Origin of the sequence: Actinoplanes sp. NPDC049118, from assembly GCF_040648555.1 — a bacterium.
Taxonomy (GTDB): domain Bacteria; phylum Actinomycetota; class Actinomycetes; order Mycobacteriales; family Micromonosporaceae; genus Actinoplanes.
In genome coordinates this window covers 85810-110584 of sequence record NZ_JBEZDY010000019.1, presented here as the reverse complement: position 1 = coordinate 110584, position 24775 = coordinate 85810, and the positions used below count along the sequence as shown (strand labels likewise).

Below are 24775 nucleotides of genomic sequence, written 5' to 3'. Positions count from 1 at the left end.
GTGGGTCGCCGCTCAGGAAGGGATGTCGAGCAGCGGCTCTTCCGTCAGCGGCTTGGGCCGCGGCGGGACCGGCCGCGGCGAGGGCCGGACGCCCGGCGACGGGCGGCTGCCGGGCGCCCGCCGCATCGCCGACATCGACGCCTGCTTGAGCGACCAGGGGTTCTCGGCGTGCATCCCGCGGTGCGGCTTGCCGTCGCCCTCGGTGAACTCCTCCTCGGTCATCGCCTGCAGCGCGCTGAGCGCGACACCGAGGATCGTGGCGGCACTGATCAGGGTGATCGGCACGATCATCAGCAGCGGCCGGATGCCGCTCACCGCGGTGGAGACGGTGGTGCTGAGCTCGACGGACATGGCGGCCATGCCGGTGTAGTGCATTCCGCAGACGGCCAGCCCCATGATCGAGGCGGCGCCGATCATGGGGCGCCAGCCCTTCACGGAGACGGCGAACCACAGCGCGGCGGTGGATGCGGCGACGGCGATGACGCCGGAGACGGCGACCAGCGCGGGTTCAAAAAGGATCTTGCCGGAGACGTGCATGCCGATCATGCCGGTGTAGTGCATCGCCAGCACTCCGGCGCCGGTCAGGATGCCGGCGATCACGGTCTTCACGATGCTGCGCCGGCCGTGGCCGACGACCATCAGGCCGAGGCCGACGGCGACCACCGCCAGCCCGAGGCTGATCATGGTGAGCACCGGGTTGTAACGCACCGGGCTCTGCGGCACGTCGAAGCCCAGCATCGCGGTGAAGTGCATGAGCCAGATGGCCGCCCCGCCGATCGCGAAGGCGGCGATGATCAGCCAGCGGTTGCGGCGTCCGCGGGAGCGGGCGCTGCGGGCCCGCCCGGTGGACAGCAGCCCGAGGAAGGAGCCGAGGACCGCGACCAGGTACGCCGCGATCGGGTTGAAGGCACCGTACGTGAAGTGATGGACCTCGGCCACTTTGCCGTCACACCCTCGCGAAGGTCGGGAACAGGTCGCAGAGGATTGAGCCATAGGTCCGATGTGGGACATCGCACGTCGTGTGCGCCCTGCTACCCACAGAGAACCGGGGCCGCCGTGTAGCTGCCTGCTGGAGGCATCCACACGACAGCCCCGGTGCGGTCGTAGTGACCGGTCGGGTAGCCCGCCGGGGGGACGGATCAGGTGAAGATGCTGACGCCGCCGGGACCGACGAGGAGCCCGACGATGATCAGGACTACACCCCAGAGGATCTGCCGCCGGAACAGCGCGAGGACGCCGGCGACCACGAGGATGACTGCGAGGATCCAAAGCAACAGTGACATGTCGATCAGATACCCGTGCCACCCGAATCGAAAACCTCTGCCGGGCGCCCTGGGATCAGACGGCCACCAGCCCGGCGTCGACCTCCCCGGAGAGCAGCTGATACACGTTGTACGCCTGCTTGATCACGGGGTGCGACACGTTACGGACCGGCACGCCGCCGGGCGTGCGCCCCCGCTCGGTGCCGTGGTGTGCGTGCCCGTGCAGGGCCAGCGCGGTCGGCGCCGAGTCGATGGCCTGCCCGAGCAGGTAGGACCCCAGGAACGGATAGATCTCCAGCGGCTCCCCGGCGAGCGTCTCCGGCACGGGGGAGTAGTGGGTCAGCGCCACCAGCGCGTCGCAGTCGAGACCGCGCAGCGACGCGCCGAGCCGCTCGGCGATCGCCTCGGTGGTGCCGACGAAGTCCTTCATCTCCCGCTCGCCGAACTTGCTCGCGCAGGCACCGGCGAAGCCGCCGCCGAAGCCCTTGGCCCCGGCGATGCCCAGCCGGTGCCCGTGCAGTTCCAGCACGATGCCGTCGCCCTCGAGCACGGTCATGCCCGCCCCGCGCAGCACGTCGGTGACCTGCGCTTCCTGGTCGCTCTGGTGGTCGTGGTTGCCGAGCACGACGACGACCGGCACGCCGAGGTCGCCGAACTCCGTGGCCATGCACTCGGCCTCCTCGACCGTGCCGTGCCGGGTCAGGTCCCCGGCGATCAGCAGCGCGTCGGCGACCCCCGGCAACTGCTCCAGCGCGGGCCGGTAGCGGCCCAGCACGTCCTTGTCCACGTGGACGTCGCCCACGGCCGCGATCCGGATCATGAAATCTCCTCCACCTCACTGGGCGCCGCGGCGCGGATGATGCCGATGTCGCAGGCGATCTCCACGTCCGGGAAGCTCGCGGAGATCTGCCGGCAGATCTCGTCGCGACGCTGCGGGCTCTCCACCTCGCCGCCGAGCACCAGCACGTGTTCGCGGCGCTGCAGGGTGATGCCCTGTTCGGCGATCGCCCCGCTCTCGGTGAGCAGGCGCTGGATCTCCGCCTCCAGGTACTCGTCGAGCTGCGGTGTCATCTCATCCCCCAACTGTCAGGTTGGCGTCCCCCGCCAGCGGGACCACGTCGAGGCGGTCCAGCAGGACGAGGAATGCCTCCGCGTACGGTGACTTCACGGTCTCCGCCCGTACCCGGTCCCAGTCGATCTGCTCGCGCAGCGAGCGGGCGACGGGCAGCCCGGTGGCGAAGTCGCAGTAGTGCTGGGTGTAGCTGAGCAGCTTGTGGATCATGAGTTGGGTCGCCGAGAGCACGGGCATGTTGATCGCCTCGACGGGACGCATCACGGTGTCGCGCAGGGTCGCGTCGGTCACCGGCGACTCGACCGGCCGGTAGATCAGATCCACCATCCGGCCCTCGTCGTAGACCTTGACCAGCCAGTCCTCGGGCGGCTGCTCCACCTCGAAGCCGACGGCGGACAGCTCCTCGAGCGCACGCGGCCTGTCCTGCTCGCGGATGAGGAAGTCGACGTCGTGGTCGCTCGAGTGCCCGCCGTGTGCGTACACCGCGAAGCTGCCGCCGAGCGCGAACGGGATTTCGGCCTGTTTCAGAACGGAGGCCACCCGTTTGAGCGTGTTGACCAGGCCCTCGTCCACCCGGTGCGGCATGGCGGTCTCCCTGTGTCCTTGGTGTGCGTTTGCCACTTCAGCGACTACCCGAGCGGCTGACCCCTCACACCCCGCAGCACGCGGTGCCAAGGTCAAAATAAACTGCTTGACCCCATTTTGGTACGCCGACAGCCCCGCCCACGCCCGAACCGTCCGTGACTCTCCCGGGTACCGTTGGCGGGTATGGTCCCCGACCTTGTTTCCCTCCCGGTGTCCCGTTCCGATGGCGGCCGTCTACGCACGGTGGCGCTGGTCGGCATCGACGGCTCCGGCAAGACCACCCAGGCGCACCAGCTGGCGACCGCGCTGGCCGCGCGTGGCCTGCCCGCGACCTACCGGCGCAACGCCGGCGGCCGTCGCTGGTTCGGCCGGCTCGCCGTGGTTCTGGGCCGCCGGGACGGTGAGCACCTGCTCGGCCGCAGGGCCATGCTCTTCGTCGAGTCGGTGCTGCGCTGGCTCGCCATCCTGCGCACCCTGCTGCGCCGCCGGATCACCGGCGAGATCTCGGTCATGGACCGCTACGCGGTCTGCCAGTACGCGAGCATCCGCGCGCACGCCAAGACGCCCCGCCCCGGCCGGCTCAACCGCGCCGAGCGCCGGGCCCGGCTGGCCTACCGGGTCTTCCCGAAGCCGGACGTCACCTTCCTGCTCGCGGTCGACCCGGCGATCGCGTATGACCGGATCGAGCGGCGCGGCTACGACCACGAGGAGATGGCCTACCTGCGGGCGGCGTCGGCGGCCTACGAGGCGCTGCCGGAGCGCCCGGACTTCGTCGTGATCGACGCGAACGGCACACCGGACGAGGTGGGGGCGGCCCTGATCGGCTACCTCACCGACCCGGCGCCGCCGGCCGCCGTGACGGTCCCGCCGGCGCGGGTGCCCGTCGAGCGCCGCGGCCCGGCCGCGGCGGTCGTGTCACATGCGCGCGTGCTGATCCTGGCCGGGGCGACGCTCGCCGCGGCCGCGTCGGCGCTGACCTACCAGCTGGCCGAGGGCTTCTAGGCCCGGCCGTAGACGGGGATCGTCGCGCCGCTGGTCGGCTTCGACCCGTCGCCGGCCAGGAAGGCGATCACCTGGGCGATCTCGGCCGGCGCCACCCAGCGCGAGAAGTCGGCGTCCGGCTGGCCGGCCCGGTTGGCCGGGGTGTCGATCACGCTCGGCAGCACTGTGTTGCAACGCACACCGCTCTTTCGGTACTCGACCGCGACGGCGTTGGCGAAGGCCAGCACCGCGGCCTTGGCGGTCGCGTAACCGGCCGCGCCGGGGAAGGGGGCCACCGCCGCGCGCGACGACACGCACACCACCGAGCCGCCGCCGGCGTCCACCAGGTGCGGCAGCGCCGCCGCTGTCACCAGGTAGGTCGGGCGCAGGTTGGCCCGGATGATCGCCTCGAAGTCCTCGATCGCCGTCTCGTGCACGAGCCCGCCGCCCGCGTACCCGCCGACCAGGTTGACCACGGCGCGCAGCGGCGCGTCCGGGTCACCCGCCGCGACGGCCACGGCCGCCCGCACGTCCGCGGGCTCGCTCAGGTCGGCCTCGACCCCGACCGCACCCTTCGGCAGCCGGCCGGCCGCGCCCGCACGCACGGGAGCGACGACCCGCCAGTTCTGATCCCGCAGTATCTCGACGACCGCCTCGCCGAGCCCACCCGTCCCACCCGTAACCAGCACGCTGCGCTCCATGGGGAGCACGTTAGCGGTGTGTTTTCCCTCACTGTCGCGAGGATCGGCCGAAGGGTGCAACGGGCCCGTCCGAACGGCCGTCATCCATGCGTGGGTCACCCGTGCGGGCTAGTGAACTGCAGCCTGTCGTGCCGCATCGTGGCAGTTGGTCCCGGTCCGAGCAGCGGCGGGATCTTTTGCCGTGTGCATTTGCTTCAGGCCCGGCGACAACCTGTCGATGCTGGAGATGAACCCATTTGGCTACCCGGCCGTACTGGGTAGTGACGAGCATCGCAGGGAGACGCGTGATGCCCGTCGCTGTGACGAATGAGGGGCCGATGGTGTCATGAGGTAGGCGCAAGGGTATGCGTATATCGACGCATCCACGCCGGGTGCGGCTCCGAATGCCTCTGAGAGGGCCTTCCTCAGTAAGTATGCATGCGGCTCTCAGGTGACACTCAGACATTCGTGACACTTTCGAACCACCAGCCGGAATCAGTGCACGCCGACTTCTGTTCATGTAGGTGTCAGCACCGCAATGCACGAGCTGCGGAAGTTACGGGGACGGCTGATGGACGCAGGTATTGCCCGTAACAGGGTTAGTGAAGGCAATGAGGGGACCGTGGGCAACGTGGAGAAAAACACCGTGATGCGGACCGACCAGGTCGCCGAGGAGCGCGACCTCGTCGGAGTCTACCTGCACGAGATCTCCCGGACGCCGCTGTTGGATGCTGCCAGGGAGGTCGACCTCTCCAAGGCAATCGAGGCCGGGCTCTACGCCGAGCACCTGCTCGACACCGGCGAGGTCCGTCGCGGCGTGAGCCGGGAGGAACTGGAGCGACTGGCCACCGAGGGCAAGCGGGCGAAGGACCTCTTCATCCGCGCGAACCTGCGACTCGTCGTGTCGATCGCGCGTCGCTACGTGCGTTCGGGCATGCCGATGCTCGACCTCATCCAGGAGGGCAACACGGGCCTCGTGCGCGCCGTCGAGAAGTTCGACTACGAGCGCGGCTACAAGTTCTCGACCTACGCCACGTGGTGGGTCCGCCAGGCGATCAGCCGGGCGATCGCACAGCAGGAGCGCACCGTGCGCCTGCCCGTGCACCTGGTCGAGGACGTCAACCGGATGCGCAACGTCACCCGCCAGCTCGTCCGCGAGCTCGGCGCCGACCCGGAGCCCGCGCAGGTCGCCGCGGCGCTGGGCGTGACGGTGGAGCGCGTCACCGAACTGACCCGCTGGGCCCAGGACACCGTGTCGCTGGACACCCCGGTGGGCGACGACGGCGACACGAACCTCGGCGACCTCGTCGCCGACAGTGACGCCCCGTCGCCGGAGGAGATCGTCCTGACCGCGCTGGAGCGTCAGCGCATCGAGGGCCTGCTGAACCACCTCGACGACCGGTCGGCGGGCATCATGCGCGCCCGGTACGGCCTCGAGGACGGTCGCGAGCACTCGCTGACCGAGGTGGCGTCGCGCTTCTCGCTCTCCCGCGAGCGGATCCGCCAGCTCGAGATCCAGGCGCTCGGCCGGCTGCGCGAGCTGGCCCGGGCCGAGGGCCTGCAGGCCGCGTAACCCAGAACCGCCCACGATCACAAGAAGGCCGGCGCCCCCACGGGGCGCCGGCCTTCTGCTTGTGCCTGACTCAGCCGATCCGGCCGTAGCCGTTCGGCGTCATGATGTCGATCGACCGCTTCTTCACGGGCTGACCCGCGCGGGAGGCGTCGATGATCTGGCCGCCGCCGACATAGATGCCGACGTGACCGTTGCTGCGATAGAAGACCAGGTCGCCCGGCTGGAGCTGGGAACGGCTGATCCGGCTTGTCGCGCTGTACTGCGCGGCGGCGTTGTGCGGCAGCGACTTGCCGGCCGCCCGCCAGGCGGCGGAGGTCAGGCCGGAGCAGTCGTAGCCGTTCGGGCCGTCGGCGCCATAGTCGTACATGACGCCGATGGCGTTGTAGGCGAACGTCACCGCCTTGCCCGCCGAGCCCGAGATCTTCGGGATGGGGCCGGTGTACCTGCTGCCGGTCTCGGTCGCCGAGCCGTACGCGGCCGTACGCATCGCGTACAGCTCCTTGAGGTCGCCCTCGATCTTCTTCTTGCGGTCGGACAGCTCCTTGACCTCGGCGGCCTGCTTGTCCTGTGTCGCCTTGAGGGCGGCCTGACGCTCGGCGAAGTTCTGCGTCGTCGCGGTGTACTTGGCGATGTCCCGGCTGCGGCTGCGGGAGATCTGCTCGAGGATGCTCATCCGGTCCATGAGGTTGTCCGCTCCTTCGAGCATGACGTTCATGGTGCCGACGTTGCCGGACTTGTATGCCGACGCGGCGATGGTGTTCATCTGCGCGCCGGCGGCCACGAGGGCCTCCTTGGCGGGACCGAGCGACGCGATGAGTTCCTTTTCGTCAGCCTTCGTCTTCTTCAGGCTGATCTTCATCTTGTTGTACGACTCGACGACGTCCTCGAGCTGGTCGGACGCCTTGTCGATCTTCTTGGTGAGCTCACTCTTCGACGGTTCCGCGTGCGCGGCGGTCGCCGAGGTTCCGGAGATCGCGATCGCCAGGACGGCGACCGCCAGCGCGCGGAGCCTGGTTCGGGCGTGTGGCAACGGTACGTGGCCTTTCTTCCGCTTGGCCGCCTACCGGGTTAGCTGACGGATTCGGGCGGGAAGAAGGCCCTACCGCTGGCGCGGATTCACCCCGATGCTGCTCGGTGGTTCCCCGGTTCGTCGTGGCGGAAGGGTGACCCTGGGGGATCGGGGCCGTCCCATTCCGCCGGCGAGGATTCGACGGCGCTGGCCGGCGCCACCGAGGGGTGTGGCTGCGGACCGGACCAACCGCATTAACTTATCGGCGCTCGGCATTAACACAAGAGCCGGAAGAGTGACTTGCGCCAATAATCACTAATATCGGAATGATCCCGATAGCGGGCGGCGACAAGGCCGATTCGAAGCGTTACTTTCGCCTACTCTGCCATAGCCGGCGGGGCGTCCGGGACCTCGACGGCCCACTTGTGCGTGACGACCCGTTCCGCCCAGAAGGAGAAGAACGGGACGGTGCCGGCCAGCATCACGAGCAGCATCCGGCCGAGCGGCCAGCCCGCGCGGCGGCTCAGGTCGAACGTGGCGACCAGATAGAGCATGTAGAGGAAGCCGTGGAACGGCCCGACCGCGGCCACCACCGTGTCGTCGTCCCCGAGGTACTTCAGCGGCATGCCGATCACGACGAGCACGATGAGGACCACGCCGACGATCCAGGCGATGATCCGGTAGCGGGTGAGGGCTCCCTGCACGATCCACGTCCTTTGGTTCAACTGGTCTTGGTGCGGCGTCCGGGGTAGTCGCCGGGCCGGGCACCCGGGTGGGCGGCCAGCCAGCTCAGGTAGTCGTTGTACGCCGCCAGCTCGGGGTCGTCGTCGGCGGGTGCCGCGGAGGCCACGGGCACCCGGACCGGGCGGCGTACCGCCACCGGGGGCTCGCCCTGCGCGGGCTGCTCCGGCTCCTCGGCGTCCTGCGCGGGCGCGCGTCCCGCGCGGCGCTCCTGCTGGACCTCGCGGAACCACAGGAAGACGACGAACGCGGCGAACACCGGCCACTCGAAGGTGTAGCCCCAGCTGAGCGTGTTGCCGCCGGTGGCCCGGCTGAACTGCCACCAGCCCAGGCCCAGGAATCCGGCCACGAGCACCAGGGCGAGGACGTGGCGCGCGATCCACGCGGGGGTCCACAGCCCTTTCATGTCGCTCAGCGTACCGGCGTGGGTTTGGCGGCAGGGAGCTCGGGCAACCGTTGCGTTAGGCACAAGGAGGTGGAGTCATGACCGACGCCCGGCTCGGCCCCGGGGACGACGAGCTCGTCGTCTTCGAAACCGGCATCGCTCCCGCGGGTCTGGCAGACGACGACCTGCTGCGCGAGCTGGCGAGTCTGCACCGGACCCGGCTCGACGCGCTGCGGCACGCCCCCGAGGCGGCGCTCGCGACGCATCTGCGGCGCACGGCCGAGCTCGAGACCGAGTATCTGGCCCGGCATCCCGGCCGCGAGATCGATCCGTCCCGGCTCACCCAGGACTTCTGAGCGGATCGCGGGCGGCGGGTGTGGTCTGGGTCACAAGCGCTACCGGAATCCCGGTACCCCGCCGACGGTTGGGTTGGATGTCGGTGCGATCAGTGTCCCCGGGCCTCACCCTTAGCCTTCGCGGAATACCGTTCGGCTGGAGCCGCGTTGAGCCTTTCGCCGAGAGGCGACCTGCGCACCGGCATCTTCATCTGCGCCGCTCCTGGGTTCCGGGGGCGGCGCATTTGTCTGCCCGCGGGGGTTCGTGACGGCGGGGCACGGGTAATCGATCTCCATGGACCAGGACCGTGTCGATCAGCGCGCCGCCGGGACGACGCGCAGCCGTCGCCGAGTCGCAGGCAGCGGCCGTCCTCGCGGCGCTGGACGGGTTCGGGGCGGGCCCGGGGGCCGTGCCGGATTCGTTCCCGGTGCGCTGCGCGGGGAAGCGGACGGTGTCGCCCCGATAGGCACCCGGTAGTGGACACGACTTTCGTGTTCGCCGATGCGCATGGCAATATCGGGCAAATGTCAGCCCCGCAACGGAGCTCCGGACGGCTCGTCTCGCGCCGTGTCCCGCCGGCCTCCGGCACCCCGGGAAATTCCGTCACCGTCGGCCAGACCCGCGCCGTGGGTCGTGGTCGCGTGCCCCTGCCCACCAAGTCCCTGCCGGCCGCCGAGAGCGTGGCCGGCGAGCTGGCGGTGGCCACGGCGACCGTCGTCGCGGCGGGCCGTGGCGTGGCGCCGGAACCGGGCGCCGTGAACGACCGCGGTATCGGGGCGGTCGCGGTGGGCCGTGCGGTGAACGGCGAGGTCATCGCGGCGGACCGGGGCGCCGGCGGTGACCACGGAGTCCCGGCCGTCCGGCCGGGTGACGGCCTGGCCGCCGGCCCGCACCCGGTTGAGCTGGCCGGGCTGCTGCACGAGCTGTCCGTGCGCATGCTCGGCGCCGACGACGTGCCGCAGGCCCTGTACCGCCTCGCCGCCTTCGTGGCCGGCGCGGTGCCGGGGGTGCTGCGCTGCTCGGTGGCGCTGATCGGCGAGGGCGGTCCGCCCGTGCTGGCCGCCTCCGGGGCCCGGGCGAAGGCCCTGGACGACCGGCAGTACGGCACCGGACACGGCCCCGGCCTCGAGGCCGCCCGCAACCGCGTGCTGGTCACCGCGGGCGACCTGCAGTCCGACCCGCGCTGGCCCGAGCTCGCCGAGTGCGCCCGCGCCGAGGGGGTGCACGGCATCGTCTCGTTCCCGCTCGACGTGCAGCGCACCTCGGTCGGTTCGCTGAGCCTCTTCGTCGCGCAGCCGGGCGGCATCGCCCCCGAACTGCTGCTGACCACCATGGCGGTGGTCAACCAGGCCGAGGTTCTGCTCGGCGAGCTGCGCCGGCGCGAGGGGCTCAGCGAGGGCGCCACCGTCGACCGGGCGGCCGGCGTGATCATCGCTCAGCGCGGCTGCGGCGTGCAGGAGGCCTACGACGTGCTGCGGGAGACCTCGCAGCGCCTCGGCATGGACCGCCGGGCGGTCGCCGAGCGGTTGATCGCGGCGGCCGCCCGTAACGCGGAGGGCTGAGGGACTACTTCGTGACGTGCTGGACGACCTCGAACTCCAGCAGGCTGGCGCCCGAGGCGACCGGGCGGCTGCGCTCGCCGGCGTGTGCGGCCCGGCCCGATCCCGCGGACCAGGCCTGGAAGTCCTCCTCCGTCTCCCAGCGGGTGTAGACGAAGTACCGGGTCTCGCCGCTGACCGGGCGCAGCAGCTCGAAGCCGAGGAAGCCCTTGGCGTTCTCCACCGCGCCCTGGCGTGCGGCGAACCGCTGCTCCAGCTCCGGGCCGGCGCCCTCGGGGATCTCGATTGCGTTGATCTTCACGACTGCCATACGACAAAGGGTACGAGCGCGTGCTGCGCCCGTACCCTCCGGTCGTCGGTCTGTCGTCAATAGGAGCTCTTGATCTCCGCGCCGGGGCCGGCGCCGACCTCGCCCGGCACGCCGTTGCAGGCGGCCGCGGCCGCGGCGTCGTCGGCGCGTTGCTGCTGCGCCGACCGCTGGGAGAGCGGGATCTCCGGCAGGAAGAGCACGACGACCAGGCCGATCAGCATGATGGCCAGGGCCATCAGGTAGACCACCTGGAAGCTGTCGGAGAAGCCGGCCTTGAACGGGTGCGCCACGACGTCGGACAGCTGGCTGATGAACGACGTGTCGCTCATGCCCTCGCTCTTCGCCTGCTGGAGGAGCTGCATCTGTGTCGGGTCCGACGCCGCCTGCTGGAACGCGGGCGTCTCCCGGGCGGCCGCCAGCTCATTGTCGATCTTCCCCGGCAGCACGTTGAAGAGCACCGACAGGAAGACCGCGGTGCCCAGCGTGCCACCCATCGACCGGAAGAAGGTGACGGTGCTGGTCGCCACGCCGATCTCGCGCGGCGACACCGCGTTCTGCACCGCGGTGATCATCGGCTGCATGTTGCCGCCCAGGCCGAGGCCCATCAACACCATCACCAGCATGGTGCGCCACAGCGGGGTGTCCGCGTCGATCAGCGCGAACAGCAACAGCGAGGTCGCCATCAGCACGCTTCCGATGATCGGGAAGATCCGGTAGCGGCCGGTCCGGGCGATCAGCTGGCCGGCGGTGATCGAGCCGACCATGATGCCGGCCACGAACGGGATCATCTCCAGGCCGGCGACGGTCGGTGAGGCACCCTTCACGATCTGCAGGTAGAGCGGGACGGTCATCAGGCCGCCGAACATCGCTATGCCCAGGATGGTGCTGGAGGCGGCGCCGACGGCGACCGTGCGGTTGTTGAACAGCCGCAGCGGCAGCATCGCCTCGTCCTTGTAGGCCCGCTCCGCGAAGACGAAGGCCACCAGGCCGATCGCGCCGATCGCGTAGCAGAGGAACGACCGGCCGGAGTCCCAGCCCCACGCGCGGCCCTGTTCGGCGACGGTCAGCAGCGGCACCAGGCCGACGACGAGGAAGAGCGCGCCGGGCCAGTCGATGCGGTGCGGCGTGCGGATGTGCGGCAGGTGCAGCACCCGGGCCACGACGATCATCGCCGCGGCGCCGATCGGCACGTTCAGGTAGAAGACCCAGCGCCAGCCGTCGACACCGAGGATCGTGTCGGCGCCGGCGAAGAAGCCGCCGAGGATCGGGCCGACGACGCTCGCGGTGCCGAAGACGGCCAGGAAGTAGCCCTGGTACTTGGCGCGCTCGCGGGGCGGCACGATGTCACCGATGATCGCCAGCGCCAGCGACATGAGGCCGCCGGCGCCGATGCCCTGGATCGCGCGGAAGGCGGCCAGCTCGTACATGCTCTGCGAGAGTCCGCAGAGGATCGAGCCGACGATGAAGACCGCGATCGCGAACAGGAAGAACGGCCGCCGCCCGTAGATGTCGGACAGCTTGCCGTACAGCGGGGTCGAGATCGTCGACGTGATCAGGAACGCCGTCGTCGCCCAGGCCTGCAGGTTGAAGCCGTCGAGGTCGTCGGCGATGGTCTTGGTCGCCGTCGCCATGATCGTCTGGTCGAGGGCCGCGAGGAACATGCCCATCATCAGGCCGGTCAGGATGGTCAGGATCTGCCGATGGGTGAATTCCACCGACGGCCTGCCTGCGTCCGGTGCGCCCTGCGCCGATCCGTCCTCCGCCGATGCGGTGGTGCCGGAGTCACTCACGCGTTCTCCCGTGCTGATACGGCTGCGTCGGTGCGCAGGAGCGCCTCGACGGAGCTGTTGAATTCTGCGAACAGGTCGGCGAACGCGGTCACGCGCTCGGCCGGCCAGCCACTCAGCGCGTCGCTGAGCAGCGCGTGGCGCGCCTCGCGGAGCCGCAGGCACGCCGAGAGGCCCGCGTCGGTGACCGCGAGCCGCGACACCCGGCCGTCGGCCGGGTCGGCCTCGCGGCGGGCGAGACCGGCCTTGATCAGCTGCGCCGCCTGGCGGCTGACCGTGGACGGGTCGGCGCCCTTCGCCTCGGCGAGATCGGTGACCCGCATCGGCCCGTGGTGCTGCAGCGGGAAGAGCAGCATGAGCGCGGAGAACTCGGCACCGAGGTCTCCCGCGTTGAGCATGCCTTTGGCGCGCGCGCCGAGCCGGGCGAATCGCACAATCTCGTCGGCGAGCCGTCCCGTGGTGTCACTGGCGTCCGGTTTCGTCACGTCGCGCCTCCCGCCGAGATGCATGCAGCGTACATCTTGTTGGTTGGTGAAAGCATTTTGCGGTCAGCCGGACGCGGCGGCCTTCGTTCGCATCTCCCAGACGCCGGTGACCAGCGACTCGGTCTCCTCCAGCGCGGCAGGCACGGGGACGACATACTCCGCCACCCGTACGAACAGCCGTTCCGGGAAGAAGCCCCGGCCGGGGTCGCCGACCAGGACGCGGGCGCCCTCCCGGCTCGCCCGGCGCAGTCGGGACGCCATCCGGTCGGCGACGCCGCGGGTGTAGAAGACGTCGCCGGCCAGGATCACCTCCGCGGTGGTCTCCGCCTGCGCGACGTCCGCGACCCGGGTGTGCACCGCCGCGTCGTTCGCCGTCGCATTCCGGGCCGCCGCCGCCGCTGCCTGTGGATCGACGTCCAGCGCCGTGACGCGGGCCGCGCCGGCCCGGGCCGCGGCGATCGCCGCCACGCCCGAGCCGGTGGCGACGTCGAGCACCGTGCGGCCCCGCACGATCTCGGGATGGTCGAGGACGTAGCGGGCCAGTGCCTGGCCGCCGGCCCAGACGAACAGCCAGAAAGGCGGCGGCACGTCGCTGCTGAACGCGCCGCCGTTCTCGTCGAACAACCCCACCCGGCCGTCGGCCAGGTGCAGCGAGATCTCCGGAGCCAGGGGTACGGGCAGCAGCGTCGTATGCACGCGGCGATTCTGCGCGGTTTCCGCCCCGGGCGCCCGCTATTTGACCCGCGTCACGTCGCCGGGCCGGCGGCGAGCTCCGCGGCCCGCCGCAGCAGGCCCGCGACCGAGCCGGGCCGGTGTGCCTCGCCGGCCGCCGCCAGGATCGCCGCCACCGCGCCGTCCACCGCGGTGTCCGTGCCGTCCTCGCGCAGCAGCTCCAGGAAGAGCGCGCGGGTTTCCGGGGACGGCTCGACGCCCAGGCCCTCGGCGAGTTGCCGGCGGCAGCGGTCGTACGCCCGCAGCGCCGCCACCCGGTCGCCGAGCGAGCGGTGCGCGGCCATCGTGATCATCCAGCCGCGCTCCGCGACCGGGTCGATGCCCACCGCCCGGCCCGCGAGGTCCAGCGCCGTGCGGGGCTCCCCGGCGGCGAGGGCGAGCCCGCCCGCGTCGAGCAGCGTCGTCACCAGCCGGGTGCGGTACCGCTCGCGGGCCTCGGTCGCCCACTCCGGGTGCTCCTCGTCCTCCAGCAACGGCCGCCCGGCCAGGTGGGCGGCGGCGGTCAGCGGCCGCAGTGCGCGTCCCGCCGTGCGGCCCGAGGCCGCCGCGACGAGCTCGTCGAAGCGGGCGACGTCCACCCGTACCCGCTCGGCCACCAGCGCGTAGCCGCCGTTGCGGATAGTGATCGCGGAGTCACGAGTGTCGCCCGCCGGGTCGAGCCGATGGCGCAAAAGGGACACATATCCCTCCACCGTGGCCTGGTGGCCGGCCGGCGGGCGGCCGGACCAGAGCAGTTCCGACAGCTCTGCCCCGTGCATGTCCCCGCGCAGCGCGAGCAGCGCGAGGATGTGCCGGGGCTTGTCGCCGCCGAAGTCGTGCCCCGTCAGGCGTACGCCGCGGGTCCGGACTTCGAGACGACCGAAGAGCTGGATTTCGTACATGGCGTAAGACCCTGTCCGGGTGCCGGCCGCGCGACAAGCGTCCGCCGCGGCGTTCCGCACCCCGAAAGCGAGGGGTCCGGTCCACCGAAGATACGAGTTATGGCGGCCGCTCGGACTCATCCGGGCGGCGGGCGTACCGCCCGATCGGCTTGGCTCGCGGGTGCTGTCCGACTGTTGGTACGCCTTGGCTTCGTGCGCGAGACACATAGACTTCCAGCGCTGGCGGATCAGGAGGCGCGAATGGTGGGCGAGGCGATCACGGTGCTCGTGGTTGATGGGCATCAGACGTTCGCCGAGCTGCTCGGCGTGGCGCTGGCCGGGCAGCCCGAGCTGCGGTATGTCGGGCATGCGCGCACAGGTGAGCAGGCCATCCGGCTCGTGCAGGAGTTGCGGCCGAACGTGGTGCTGCTCGATCCGGACCTTCCGGACGCGGACGGGATCGCGATCGCGGAACTGCTGCGGCACCGGCAGCCGGACACCCGGTTCGTGGTTCTGACCGCGAACAACGAGTCCGCCCTGGTCGGCCGGGCGACGGCGGCCGGTGCATCGGGCTTCCTGTCGAAGAACGGCCCGCTCGGCGACGTGCTGAACGCCGTGCACACCGCGCACGGCGGCGGCATGACGGTCTCCACCGACATTCTGGCGCGGCTGCTGCGCAGCACCTCGCCGGTGGTCGGGCCGCGGGCCGGCGGGCTCACCGCGCGCGAGCGCGAGGTGCTGGACCTGATGGGTGCCGGGCTCGACCCGCGGGCCATCGCCCGGCGGCTCGGCATCAGCGTCCACACGTGCCGCGGCTACGTGAAGGCTGTGCTGGGCAAACTCGGCGCGCACAGCCAGCTGGAGGCGGTCGCGGTCGCCACCCGGCGGGGACTACTCAGCCCGCACCACAATAACGGAGAGTAATTCACGATCGTACTCATCCGATAAGCCGCGGCATCCGTACTTCTCGCTGGAGCGCCCCCTGAAGTCGTCGGCGCCGGCGCGAGTTGGAGGGCATCGCGTGGAACGATCACACGCCGGTTCGTCCGATGTGTCCGTCGCGGCGGCGGGCCTCGTGTCGACCTCGGGCGCCGACTGGGCGAACCGCGACAACCAGACACGCAACCGCGGGCCCGAATCGGACCCGGCACCCTACCGGCGGCCCCCCGCTGCGAACTCGTTCCGTGACGATGCTGATGAGGAAGACATGGCCGACTCCCAGAGCTGGAGTGCTTTCGGTTCGCCCGCCACACCCTCGTCCGCGGACGCGAACGGCTCGGCCGCCGACCCGCCGGAGCCCGCGTACGGCCCGGCGCCGCCGGCCGGCCCCGGCCGCGCGTCGTTCGGGTTCACCGCCGGCCCGATCAGCGGCAACCACAACAGCGGCAGGACCGCACCGACCCCGGGCGCGAAGTTCCCGCCCGCCGTCCAGCCGCCCGTGTCCCAGCCGCCCGTGTCCCAGCCGCCCGTGTCCCGGCCGGCTGAGCCCCGGTCGCCGGAGACGCGGATGCCCGAGCCGCGGTCATCGGAGCCGCGGATGCCCGAGCCGAGGTCGCCGGAGACTCGATCCTCCGCGCCGCACCCGGTCCGCTCCGTCACCGCGGAATCGGTGCTGGCCCGGTCCCGCCAGCCCCGGCTGCAGCACGCGGTGGCCGAGGACGAGGGCATCGGCGACTTCATCGGCGGTCCGGGCCGCGAGATCCGGCCGCACCGCGCCGCCCGCCACCCGCACGCGACCGGCGAGCAGGCCATCCTGGCCGGGCCCCCGCCGCGCGGCCGGGGCGTGTTCCTCGCCGGTGTCGCGCTGAGCGCGGCCGTCCTGCTCGGCGGCGTCGTCGCCGGCGTCTCGTACTTCTCCGGCCCGGACAAGAGCCTCACGTCGGTGCTCGAACTCGGCGCGGGGACGCCCGAGGACCGGACGGTCACCGCACCCGTCGACGGCCGTAAGGTGGCGTCCTTCGAACTGGCCACGGCCACGACCAAGATGACCATGCGCAGCGAGGACCTCGGCGAGGACCTCTACCGGATCTCGACCGCCGAGGACGCCGGGATCCTCCCGAACGCCGTGGTCGAGCAGGACCGGGTGCAGCTGAAGCTGGTTCCCGGCGGCGACGGCGGCTCCGGCGAGGTAGAGGTCGTGCTCTCCTCGAAGGTGATGTGGAACCTGCGCCTCGCGGGCGCCGTCGACGAGCAGCGCATCAACTTCACCGGCGGCGCGATCGGCGCCATCGACCTGATCGGCGGCTCCCGGGTCACCGAGATCGCCCTGCCGGAGCCGGCCGGCACCGTGGCGCTGAAGATCACCGGCGAGGTCGACGAACTGGCGCTGACCTCACCCGAGGGCAACCCGGTCCGGGTGAAGATGCGGGGCGGCGCGAAGACGGTCGCCGCGGGCGCGCGTACGCTGCGCGACGTCGAGCCGGGTTCGACGCTGACCCCGAAGGGCTGGGCGACCAACGACCGCTACGACGTGACGGCGGAGGCCCGGGTCACGCTCCTCTCGGTCGAGACCGTCGAGTAGCGCGACCCGGTCGCCTTCCGGCTACGAGAGGACCCGGAGCCGCACCGTCTGGCTCATGGCGCGCAGCTGGTCGAGCACGTCGGCGCTGTAGCTGCCGCCGATGTCGGTGATCAGGTAGCCGTACTCGCCGCGGGTGCTCAGCAGCTGGCCCTCGACGTTGACGCTGTGCTCGGCCAGGATGCTGTTCACCTGCGCCAGTACGCCCGGCATGTTCAGGTGCACGTGGATGATCCGGCTCATGCCGGTCGCGGACGGCAGGGCGATGCTGGGCAGGTTCACGCTCAGGGTGGTGTTGCCCTCCCGCACGAAGAGCGCCAGCTTGTTCGCCACGAAGTCGCCGATGTCCGACTGGGCCTCCTCGGTGGACCCGCCGATGTGTGGGGTGAGGATGACGTTCGGCAGGCCGCGCAGCTCGGAGACGAACTCGTCGCCGCGGCCCTTCGGCTCGGTCGGGAAGACGTCGACGGCCGCGCCGACCAGGTGCCCGCTGGCCAGCGACTCGCGCAGGGCGACGTGGTCGACCACTATGCCGCGCGACAGGTTGAGGAAGATCGCGCCCGGGCGCATCCTGGCGAACTGCTCGGCGCCGAAGAAGCCGGCGTTGCCGGGCCGCCCGTCGACGTGCAGCGTCACCACGTCCGAGGTCTCCAGCAGCTCGTCCATGCTGGCGCAGCGCTGCGCGTTGCCCAGGGCCAGCTTGTCCGCCGTGTCGTAGAAGGACACGTGCATGCCCAGGTTCTCCGCGAGCACCGACAGCTGGGTGCCGATGTTGCCGTAGCCGACGATGCCGAGCCGGCGGCCACGCACCTCGTGGCTGCCGACGGCGGCCTTGTCCCAGACGCCCTCGTGCATGAGGTTGTTCTTCTCGGTCAGCCGGCGGGTCATCGCGATGATCTCGGCGAGGGCCAGCTCGACCACCGAGCGGGTGTTGGAGAAGGGCGCGTTGAAGACGGCGATGCCGGCCTGCGACGCGGCGGCGAGGTCGATCTGATCGGTGCCGATGCAGAACGCGCCGATCGCGACGAGGCTGTCCGCGGCCTCGAGGACCTTCGCGGTGACCTGCGTCTTGGATCGGACGCCGAGCAGATGCACACCCTTGATGCGCTCGATCAGCTCGACCTCGTCGAGGGCGTTGCGGACGGACTCGACCTGGTAACCCGCCGTCTCGAGCCGGGACACCGCGTCCGGGTGAATGCTCTCGAGCAGCAGGACTCGCACCTTGGCTTGGTCGGTCATCACTTTCCGTTCATCTCGGGATGGACCATCCGGGCCGCCACACCGAAGCCCAGTTCACAGGCGCCCCAGCCTAATGCCCCGGATTGCCCTGCCCCCGGGGGTGTGCCGGAGCTCCCACCTGGCGGTCAACCCGTCACCAGCCGTTCGTGGGACACGGGGAGGTCCGGGGCCGGCCCGGGCCGAAAATGTCACACCGTCCCGGCACGATGCGTGCATGCCCGGCGGAGGGGAGACGACATGAGCGCACCGGCCATCGAGACATCGGGTCTCGTCAAGACGTTCGGCGACAACCGCGCGGTCGACGGGGTCGATCTGAGCGTCCCGCCCGGCACCGTCTACGGGCTGCTCGGCCCCAACGGCGCCGGCAAGACGACCGTCGTCCGCATGCTGGCCACCCTGCTGAGACCCGACGGCGGCCAGGCCCGGGTCTTCGGCCACGACGTGGTGCGCGAGGCGGACGCGGTCCGCGGCCGGGTAAGCCTGACCGGGCAGTACGCCTCGGTCGACGAGGACCTGACCGGCACGGAGAACCTGATCCTGCTCGCCAGGCTGCTCGGTCACGGCCGGCCGGCCGCCCGTGAGCGGGCCGCCCGGTTGCTCGAGGCCTTCGGGCTCACCGGCGCGGCGGCACGCCAGGTGAAGAAGTACTCCGGCGGCATGCGGCGGCGCATCGACATCGCCGCGAGCATCCTCAACACCCCTGACCTGCTCTTCCTGGACGAGCCGACGACCGGGCTCGACCCGCGCAGCCGCAACCAGGTGTGGGACATCATCCGGGTCGTCGTCGCGAACGGCACGACCGTGCTGCTCACGACGCAGTACCTGGACGAGGCCGACCGGCTCGCCGGCCGGATCGCGGTGATCGACCACGGCAAGGTCATCGCCGAGGGCACGCCGGGCTCGCTGAAGGCCTCGATCGGCGCCGGGACGGTGCACGTGCGCCTGCGCGACACCGCGCAGCGGCCCGAGGCCGCACGGCTGCTCGCCGCGGCGCTCGGCACGGCCGTGCAGCAGGAGCCGGATCCGGCCGCACTGACGGCGCGGGCCGCCGGGTCCGGCTCGGAACGGGGCGCGGCCGAGCAGGCGTCGCGGGCCCTCGCGGCCCTCGCCGACGCCGGGATCATCGTCGACGACTTCTCCCTCGGCCAGCCGAGCCTCGACGAGGTGTTCCTGGCGCTGACTGACCGACCGGCCACCGAGGAGGTCGCCGCATGAGTGAGCTTGCGAGCGAATCATCAACTCAGTCCAAAACTCATGTCGTCGCCGGAGCGTCAGCGGAGGGGATGGCATGAGTGAGCTTGCGAGCGAATCATCAACTCAGTCCAAAACTCATGTCGTCGCCGGAGCGTCAGCGGAGGGGATGGCATGAGCACTGCTGTTACGTCCGAGGCTGTCGCCGTTTATGCGCCGTCTGCCGAGACGCTCGGTGCGGTTCTGGCCCGGGGCGAGCGCCCGAGGCGGCCCAGTGCCTGGTCGGCGTCCGTCACCTTCGGCTGGCGCGCGATCCTGAAGATCAAACACGTACCCGAGCAGCTCTTCGACGTGACCGCGTTCCCGATCATCATGACGCTGATGTTCACGTACCTCTTCGGCGGTGCGCTGGCCGGCTCGACGGAGGAGTACCTGCAGTTCCTGCTCCCCGGCATCATGGTGACGAGCGTCGTGATGATCACGATGTATACGGGCGTCGGCCTGAACACCGACATCGAGAAGGGCGTGTTCGACCGCTTCCGCTCGCTGCCGGTGTGGCGGCCCGCGGCCCTGGTCGGCATGATCTTCGGCGACGTGCTCCGCTACATCCTGGCGGCGACGACGATCATGCTGGTCGGCCTTGCGCTCGGCTTCCGCCCGGACGGCGGCCTGCCGGGCGTGCTGGCGGGCGTCGGCCTGCTGGTCGTCTTCTCGTTCGCCTTCTCCTGGGTGTGGACGATGTTCGGCCTGTTCCTGCGCTCGGAGAAATCGGTGATGGGCGTGAGCATGCTGGTGCTCTTCCCGCTGACCTTCCTGAGCAACGTCTTCGTCGACCCGGTGACCATGCCGGGCTGGCTGCAGGCCTTCGTGCAGGTCAACCCGATCACCCACCTGGTCGCGGCGGTCCGCTCGATGATGGCGGGCGAGTGGGACACGGGCGAGATCGGGTGGGTTCTCGCGGCGAGCGCGGTGCTCACCCTGATCTTCGGGCCGCTGACCATGCGGCTCTACAACCGCAAGTGACCGGGGACGAGGCCCGCGAGTGACGGCAACGCCTGCGCGAGGCGTCCGAGGAGTCGCTGCGGCGACGGTCCGCCCGGGCGTCGGCCCGCGCGGCGGCGTCGGCCCGGCGGGCGCACGGGCTGCTGGACCGCCGGGCGGCCCGCCTGTCCCGGTTTCGGCGTGCGGCGGACGGCCCGTCGTTCGAGCCGGACCTGGACTGCACCAAGTGACGAGGCGACCACCACCGGGCTCGCGTCATGTCCCGCGCGGGTCGTCGCGATCGCCCGCCGGTCACTGCCAGGGCCGAGCGGCCGGTAGGGCGACCGTCACCACGAGGCCGCCCCCGTCCCGCGGCACGGCGTGCACCTCGCCGCCGTGCGCCCGGGCCACCGCCCGCACGATCGACAGGCCCAGCCCGGCGCCGGGACCGGCGAGCCGTTCGTTGCCGAGCCGGCGGAACGGCTCGAACAGCGTCTCGACCTCGTAACGGGGCACGACCGGCCCGGTGTTGCTGACCTCCAGCGTCGCGAGGCCGTCCTTCGTGTACGTGACAACCCGCACCCAGCCGCCGTCCGGCAGGTTGTGCCGCACGCCGTTCTCGACCAGGTTCTGCACCAGCCGTTCGAGCAGGACCGGATCGCCGACCGTTGCGGCCTCGCCCAGCTCGGCCCGGATGTCGTCCGTGCTCACGTGCGAGGCGATGTCCGCGAGATCGACGTAGGAGCGCTCGGTCAGCTCCCGTTCCGAGCGGGCCAGCGTGAGCAGCCCGTCGATCAGCCGGCCGTGCCGGTCGTTGATCGCCAGCAGGGTCGTGCCGAGCTGCCGCAGCTCCGCCGACGCCGACTCCTGCTGCAGCGCGACCTCCAGCAGGGTCCGATTCAGGGTCAGCGGGGTGCGCAGCTCGTGTGACGCGTTCGCGATGAACCGCCGCTGCCCGTCGAACGAGCGGTCCAGCCGGGTCAGCATGAGGTCGAACGTGTCGGCCAGCTGCTTGATCTCGTCGTCCGGGCCGGTCAGCGCGATCCGCTCGTGCAGGCCCCGGTCCGCCGCCGGCGCCTCGGCGATCCGCCGCGCGGTCTCGGTGATCCGGTGCAGCGGCTGGAGCAACCGCCCGGCCACCAGCCAGCCCAGCGCGATCGCGACGGTGCCGACCACCAGCAGGGCGATACCGCCCTGGGTGAGCAGCGCGGACAACGCGTCGTCGCGGGTCTCCCGGATGACCTGCTCGAAGTAGACCTCCGGCTTCGGCAGCCCCGGCTCCGGCACCGCACTGATGCCGCTCTGCCCCCGCACGATGGCCTTGCCGGGCACCCGCTGCCAGACGAGGACATACGTGAAGCCGAGCAGCACCACGCCGAAGGCGAGGAAGAGGCCGCCGTAGACCAGGGTCAGGCGGCCGCGCACGGTGAGCCTCATCCGATCCGATACCCCACTCCGGGCTCCGTGAGCAGCACCGGCGGGTTGCCGAGCTTGCGGCGCAACTTCAGGATCGTCATCCGTACGGCGTGGGTGAACGGATCCGCGTTCTCGTCCCACGCCTTCTCGAGCAGTTGTTCCGCCGACACCGCGGTGCCGTCCGCCCGCAGCAGCTCGGCCAGCACCGCGAACTCCTTGCGGGACAGGGGCACGTACCGGCCGTCGCGGAAGACCTCACGCCGGTGCGGGTCCAAGCTGATCCCGGCCCGGCGCAGCACCGGGGGCGCGGCCGGCCGCGACCGGCGGCCGAGCGCGGCGACCCGGGCGGACAGCTCCCGGAACGCGAACGGCTTGGGCAGGTAGTCGTCCGCGCCGAGCGCCAGCCCCTCGACCCTGTCGTCGATCTCGGCCGCCGCCGTCAGCATCAGGATCCGCGGCGTCGCGTCCCGCCCGGCCAGCTGTCGGCACACCTCGTCGCCGTGCACGACCGGCAGGTCCCGGTCGAGGATCATCACGTCGTAGTCGTTGACCTGCGCGCGTTCGAGCGCGGCCGCGCCGTCGTAGACCACGTCCACCGCGTGGGCGTCGTGCCGCAGGCCCTCCGCGACGGCATCGGCCAGCAGCGGCTCGTCCTCGACCACCAGGATGCGCATGCCTCCATGGTGACCCACGGTCACGTCACGTGGGCGTCATCGTTTTGCGTGACGGCCGGGAAACCTGCCGGGGACTTCACTGCATCCCGTGGCGGCCGCCCGGCCGCCGACGAGGGAGAAGACGATGCGGACCTGGAGGATTCTCGCGCTCGGCCTGCTGCTCACGGCTGCGGCCACCGGCTGCGGGGGTAAGCCCGCCGGCGATCAGGTGGCCTCGGCGGGCGGGACGCCCACGGCGTCCGCCGCGGCAGCGGCGGAGGAGCAGCGGGACGAGGACGCGCCGCTGAAGTTCTCGCAGTGCATGCGGGAGCAGGGCATGACATGGTTCCCCGACCCGAAGCCCGGCGGGGGACTACAGATCAAGGTCCCCAAGGGCACGGCCAAGGAGAAGGTCGACGCGGCGATGGAGGCCTGCAAGAAGTGGGCGCCGGACGGCGGCGACCGCGGCCCGGCGGACCCGGAGCAGCTCGAACAGGCCCGGCAGATGGCGCGGTGCATGCGCGAGAACGGCGTCGAGAACTTCCCCGACCCGAACCCCGACGGCAGCATCCGGATCGACGGCAGAAAGGTCGGCATGGGCCCCGGCGACCCGACGTTCGACAAGGCCGAGGAGGCCTGCTCCAAGTACCGCCCGGACGGCCCCGGCCCCGGCGGGGACAAGCGGGGCGGCACGTCCGGCGGCCGCGAAACGGCCGAAGGATGAGCCGCCGGCTGGGAATCGCCGCCGCCGCGGTGGTGGTGCTCACCGCCGGTGCCGCGGCCGTCGTCGTGGCCGGGCTGCCGGACGCGCAGGCCGAGGCCGAGGCGTCGGTGCCCCCGGTGACGGCCGAGGTGAAGAAGGAGACGCTCGTCGACACCCAGGACGCCGACGGCGAGCTGGGGTACGGGGACACGACCGCGCACGCCTGCCGGCTGTCCGGGACGGTGACCTGGCTCGCCGCGGCGGAGTCGACCGTGCGGCGCGGCAAGCCGCTCTACCGGGTCGACGACGATCCGGTGGTGCTGCTGTACGGCTCGCTGCCCGCGTACCGGAAGCTGTCCGCGGGCGACACCGGGCGCGACGTCAGGCAGTTCGAGAAGAACCTGTGGGCGCTGGGGTACCGCGGTTTCACCGTCGACCGGACGTACTCGTCGGCGACGGCCGAAGCCGTACGGGAGTGGCAGGACGATCTCGGGCTGGCGGAGACCGGCACGGTCGACCCGGCACGGATCGTCTACGCGGCCGGGGCGGTCCGGGTCGCCAGCCACTCGGCGGCGCCGGGTGCCGCGGTGCAGCCGGGCACCGCCGTGCTCGACACGACCGGCACCGGCCGGGTCGCCACCGTCGAGCTGGACATCTCCGACCAGCGGCTCGCCCGCAAGGGCGCGACCGTGCGGGTGACCCTGCCGGACGGCACCGAGGCGCCCGGCCGGATCACCGATGTCGAGACGGTGGTGACGCCCGCCGAGGGGCAGGAGGAGGCGAGCACCAGCCTGTCGGTCACCATCGGCTTCGCGAAGTCGCCGAAGGGGCTGGACCAGGCCGCGGTCGGCGTCGCGTTCACCGCGTCCGAGCGCGAGGACGTGCTCACGGTCCCGGTCGCGGCGCTGCTCGCGCTCGCCGAGGGCGGGTACGGCCTGCAGGTCGTCGAGGCGGGCGGCACCCGCTTCGTCGCTGTGGAGACCGGCCTGTTCGCCGACGGCCGCGTCGAGGTGTCCGGCGGCGGCGTCAAGGCCGGCACGATCGTGGGGATGCCGGAATGACCCAGGTCATCGAGCTCTCCGGCGCGACGAAGTCGTACCCGGGCGGCGTGACCGCGCTCGACTCCGTCGACCTCGGCGTCGAGTACGGCGAGCTCGCCGCGGTCGTCGGCCCGTCCGGCTCGGGCAAGTCGACGATGCTGCACCTGATCGGCACGCTCGACCGGCCGTCGGCGGGCACGGTCCGCATCGACGGACACGACGTGGCCCGCCTGTCGGACCGGCAGCTGTCGGCGCTGCGGGCCCGCCGGATCGGGTTCGTCTTCCAGCAGTTCCATCTGGCACCCGGGCGCACCGCCGTCGCGAACGTGGCCGACGGTTTGCTGTATGCCGGCGTACGCCGCAAAGAGCGTGAGCGGCGCGCGGAGGCCGCGCTGCACCGGGTCGGTCTCGGCGGCCGGCTCGGGCACCGGCCGCATCAGCTGTCGGGCGGCGAGCGGCAAAGGGTGGCGATCGCGCGGGCGGTGGCCGGGGATCCGGCGCTGCTGCTGGCGGACGAGCCGACCGGAAACCTGGACTCGGCCGCCGGATCGGGGGTGGTCGAACTGCTGCGGGAACTACACGCGGGAGGCACGACCGTGCTGGTGATCACGCATGACCGGGAACTGGCCGACGAGCTGCCCCGGCAGATCGCGCTGCGCGACGGGCGGGTGATCTAG

28 protein-coding genes and 1 riboswitch are annotated in these 24775 nt (G+C 71.4%); of the genes, 11 read left to right on the top strand and 17 right to left on the bottom strand.

Annotated elements, in window-relative coordinates; all coding sequences use genetic code 11:
• Positions 1-12: 12 nt before the first annotated feature.
• From AB0B58_RS28110 to AB0B58_RS28090, 5 genes are all read right to left on the bottom strand, one after another.
• The gene (locus AB0B58_RS28110) at positions 13-939 is read right to left on the bottom strand and encodes an MHYT domain-containing protein (protein WP_360229591.1); all 927 of its coding nucleotides are present in this window, start codon (positions 937-939) and stop codon (positions 13-15) included.
• 200 nt (positions 940-1139) lie between these two features.
• Positions 1140-1283, bottom strand: a complete 144-nt coding sequence (locus AB0B58_RS28105; RefSeq protein ID WP_184997106.1) for a GPGG-motif small membrane protein — start codon at positions 1281-1283, stop codon at positions 1140-1142.
• A gap of 55 nt (positions 1284-1338) precedes the next feature.
• The gene (locus tag AB0B58_RS28100; protein WP_360229588.1) at positions 1339-2082 is read right to left on the bottom strand and encodes a metallophosphoesterase; all 744 of its coding nucleotides are present in this window, start codon (positions 2080-2082) and stop codon (positions 1339-1341) included.
• Entirely contained in the window at positions 2079-2333 is a 255-nt protein-coding gene (locus tag AB0B58_RS28095; protein WP_360229586.1) for a hypothetical protein, read from the bottom strand. The genes AB0B58_RS28100 and AB0B58_RS28095 overlap by 4 nt, the downstream gene beginning before the upstream one ends.
• Before the next feature lies 1 nt (position 2334).
• The gene (locus tag AB0B58_RS28090) at positions 2335-2919 is read right to left on the bottom strand and encodes a nucleotidyltransferase family protein (protein WP_360229584.1); all 585 of its coding nucleotides are present in this window, start codon (positions 2917-2919) and stop codon (positions 2335-2337) included.
• A 210-nt stretch (positions 2920-3129) separates the two neighbouring features.
• Between AB0B58_RS28090 and AB0B58_RS28085 the strand changes: the two genes are divergently transcribed.
• Complete coding sequence (locus AB0B58_RS28085) at positions 3130-3921, top strand: dTMP kinase (RefSeq protein ID WP_360229582.1); 792 nt, start codon at positions 3130-3132, stop codon at positions 3919-3921.
• Here the strand turns inward: AB0B58_RS28085 and AB0B58_RS28080 are convergent.
• The gene (locus AB0B58_RS28080) at positions 3918-4601 is read right to left on the bottom strand and encodes an SDR family NAD(P)-dependent oxidoreductase (RefSeq protein WP_360229579.1); all 684 of its coding nucleotides are present in this window, start codon (positions 4599-4601) and stop codon (positions 3918-3920) included. The two genes, AB0B58_RS28085 and AB0B58_RS28080, sit on opposite strands and share 4 nt — an antisense overlap.
• 550 nt (positions 4602-5151) lie before the next feature.
• Between AB0B58_RS28080 and AB0B58_RS28075 the strand changes: the two genes are divergently transcribed.
• Complete coding sequence (locus AB0B58_RS28075; protein WP_360229577.1) at positions 5152-6153, top strand: sigma-70 family RNA polymerase sigma factor; 1002 nt, start codon at positions 5152-5154, stop codon at positions 6151-6153.
• 70 nt (positions 6154-6223) lie between these two features.
• On the opposite strand, the gene AB0B58_RS28070 is transcribed toward AB0B58_RS28075, so the two are convergent.
• The 3 genes from AB0B58_RS28070 to AB0B58_RS28060 all read right to left on the bottom strand — a co-directional run bounded on the left by AB0B58_RS28070 (position 6224) and on the right by AB0B58_RS28060 (position 8309).
• The gene (locus tag AB0B58_RS28070; RefSeq protein WP_360229575.1) at positions 6224-7183 is read right to left on the bottom strand and encodes an NlpC/P60 family protein; all 960 of its coding nucleotides are present in this window, start codon (positions 7181-7183) and stop codon (positions 6224-6226) included.
• 12 nt (positions 7184-7195) lie between these two features.
• Positions 7196-7329, bottom strand: a riboswitch (cyclic di-AMP (ydaO/yuaA leader).
• Positions 7330-7539: 210 nt separating this feature from the next.
• On the bottom strand, positions 7540-7866 hold the full coding sequence (locus AB0B58_RS28065; RefSeq protein ID WP_360229573.1) for a DUF3817 domain-containing protein: 327 nt from the start codon (positions 7864-7866) through the stop codon (positions 7540-7542).
• A 17-nt stretch (positions 7867-7883) separates the two neighbouring features.
• Positions 7884-8309, bottom strand: a complete 426-nt coding sequence (locus tag AB0B58_RS28060) for a hypothetical protein (protein WP_360229571.1) — start codon at positions 8307-8309, stop codon at positions 7884-7886.
• Positions 8310-8386: 77 nt separating this feature from the next.
• Between AB0B58_RS28060 and AB0B58_RS28055 the strand changes: the two genes are divergently transcribed.
• Entirely contained in the window at positions 8387-8644 is a 258-nt protein-coding gene (locus AB0B58_RS28055) for a DUF6158 family protein (protein ID WP_360229569.1), read from the top strand.
• Positions 8645-9265: 621 nt separating this feature from the next.
• Positions 9266-10186 (top strand): ANTAR domain-containing protein, encoded by a 921-nt coding sequence (locus AB0B58_RS28050; RefSeq protein ID WP_360229567.1) that lies wholly within the window; start codon positions 9266-9268, stop codon positions 10184-10186.
• 4 nt (positions 10187-10190) lie between these two features.
• Here the strand turns inward: AB0B58_RS28050 and AB0B58_RS28045 are convergent, their stop codons facing one another.
• From AB0B58_RS28045 to AB0B58_RS28025, 5 genes are all read right to left on the bottom strand, one after another.
• Complete coding sequence (locus AB0B58_RS28045) at positions 10191-10493, bottom strand: antibiotic biosynthesis monooxygenase (RefSeq protein ID WP_360229565.1); 303 nt, start codon at positions 10491-10493, stop codon at positions 10191-10193.
• Between the two features lie 56 nt (positions 10494-10549).
• Positions 10550-12283, bottom strand: a complete 1734-nt coding sequence (locus AB0B58_RS28040) for an MDR family MFS transporter (protein ID WP_360229563.1) — start codon at positions 12281-12283, stop codon at positions 10550-10552.
• Complete coding sequence (locus AB0B58_RS28035) at positions 12280-12765, bottom strand: MarR family transcriptional regulator (RefSeq protein WP_360229560.1); 486 nt, start codon at positions 12763-12765, stop codon at positions 12280-12282. The genes AB0B58_RS28040 and AB0B58_RS28035 overlap by 4 nt, the downstream gene beginning before the upstream one ends.
• 63 nt (positions 12766-12828) lie before the next feature.
• Positions 12829-13461 carry a 50S ribosomal protein L11 methyltransferase gene (locus tag AB0B58_RS28030; RefSeq protein ID WP_360229558.1) on the bottom strand — a complete coding sequence of 211 codons (633 nt, stop codon included), beginning with the start codon at positions 13459-13461 and terminating at the stop codon, positions 12829-12831.
• Between the two features lie 50 nt (positions 13462-13511).
• A complete protein-coding gene (locus tag AB0B58_RS28025) occupies positions 13512-14378 on the bottom strand; it encodes a BTAD domain-containing putative transcriptional regulator (protein ID WP_360229556.1) in 867 nt (288 codons plus the stop codon).
• Between the two features lie 240 nt (positions 14379-14618).
• Here AB0B58_RS28025 and AB0B58_RS28020 point away from each other — a divergent pair, with 240 nt between their 5' ends.
• Complete coding sequence (locus AB0B58_RS28020) at positions 14619-15281, top strand: response regulator transcription factor (RefSeq protein WP_360229554.1); 663 nt, start codon at positions 14619-14621, stop codon at positions 15279-15281.
• Positions 15282-15564: 283 nt separating this feature from the next.
• A complete protein-coding gene (locus tag AB0B58_RS28015) occupies positions 15565-16878 on the top strand; it encodes a hypothetical protein (RefSeq protein WP_360229552.1) in 1314 nt (437 codons plus the stop codon).
• Positions 16879-16899: 21 nt separating this feature from the next.
• Here the strand turns inward: AB0B58_RS28015 and serA are convergent, their stop codons facing one another.
• Positions 16900-18114 (bottom strand): phosphoglycerate dehydrogenase, encoded by a 1215-nt coding sequence (serA, locus tag AB0B58_RS28010; protein ID WP_360229550.1) that lies wholly within the window; start codon positions 18112-18114, stop codon positions 16900-16902.
• A 237-nt stretch (positions 18115-18351) separates the two neighbouring features.
• Here serA and AB0B58_RS28005 point away from each other — a divergent pair, with 237 nt between their 5' ends.
• Positions 18352-19329: an ATP-binding cassette domain-containing protein gene (locus AB0B58_RS28005; RefSeq protein ID WP_360229548.1), complete on the top strand. Its 978-nt coding sequence runs from the start codon at positions 18352-18354 to the stop codon at positions 19327-19329.
• Positions 19330-19479: 150 nt separating this feature from the next.
• Positions 19480-20328 carry an ABC transporter permease gene (locus tag AB0B58_RS28000; protein WP_360229546.1) on the top strand — a complete coding sequence of 283 codons (849 nt, stop codon included), beginning with the start codon at positions 19480-19482 and terminating at the stop codon, positions 20326-20328.
• A gap of 270 nt (positions 20329-20598) precedes the next feature.
• Here AB0B58_RS28000 and AB0B58_RS27995 read toward each other — a convergent pair whose 3' ends face one another.
• Both AB0B58_RS27995 and AB0B58_RS27990 read right to left on the bottom strand, forming a co-directional pair.
• Complete coding sequence (locus AB0B58_RS27995; protein WP_360229544.1) at positions 20599-21723, bottom strand: HAMP domain-containing sensor histidine kinase; 1125 nt, start codon at positions 21721-21723, stop codon at positions 20599-20601.
• Positions 21720-22376 carry a response regulator transcription factor gene (locus AB0B58_RS27990; RefSeq protein ID WP_360229542.1) on the bottom strand — a complete coding sequence of 219 codons (657 nt, stop codon included), beginning with the start codon at positions 22374-22376 and terminating at the stop codon, positions 21720-21722. The genes AB0B58_RS27995 and AB0B58_RS27990 overlap by 4 nt, the downstream gene beginning before the upstream one ends.
• 124 nt (positions 22377-22500) lie before the next feature.
• Between AB0B58_RS27990 and AB0B58_RS27985 the strand changes: the two genes are divergently transcribed.
• The 3 genes from AB0B58_RS27985 to AB0B58_RS27975 are packed head-to-tail and all read left to right on the top strand — an operon-like array spanning position 22501 to position 24775.
• On the top strand, positions 22501-23079 hold the full coding sequence (locus AB0B58_RS27985; RefSeq protein ID WP_360229540.1) for a hypothetical protein: 579 nt from the start codon (positions 22501-22503) through the stop codon (positions 23077-23079).
• A complete protein-coding gene (locus tag AB0B58_RS27980; protein ID WP_360229538.1) occupies positions 23076-24119 on the top strand; it encodes a peptidoglycan-binding protein in 1044 nt (347 codons plus the stop codon). The genes AB0B58_RS27985 and AB0B58_RS27980 overlap by 4 nt, the downstream gene beginning before the upstream one ends.
• Positions 24116-24775 (top strand): ABC transporter ATP-binding protein, encoded by a 660-nt coding sequence (locus AB0B58_RS27975; protein WP_360229536.1) that lies wholly within the window; start codon positions 24116-24118, stop codon positions 24773-24775. Before AB0B58_RS27980 ends, AB0B58_RS27975 begins: the two co-directional genes overlap by 4 nt.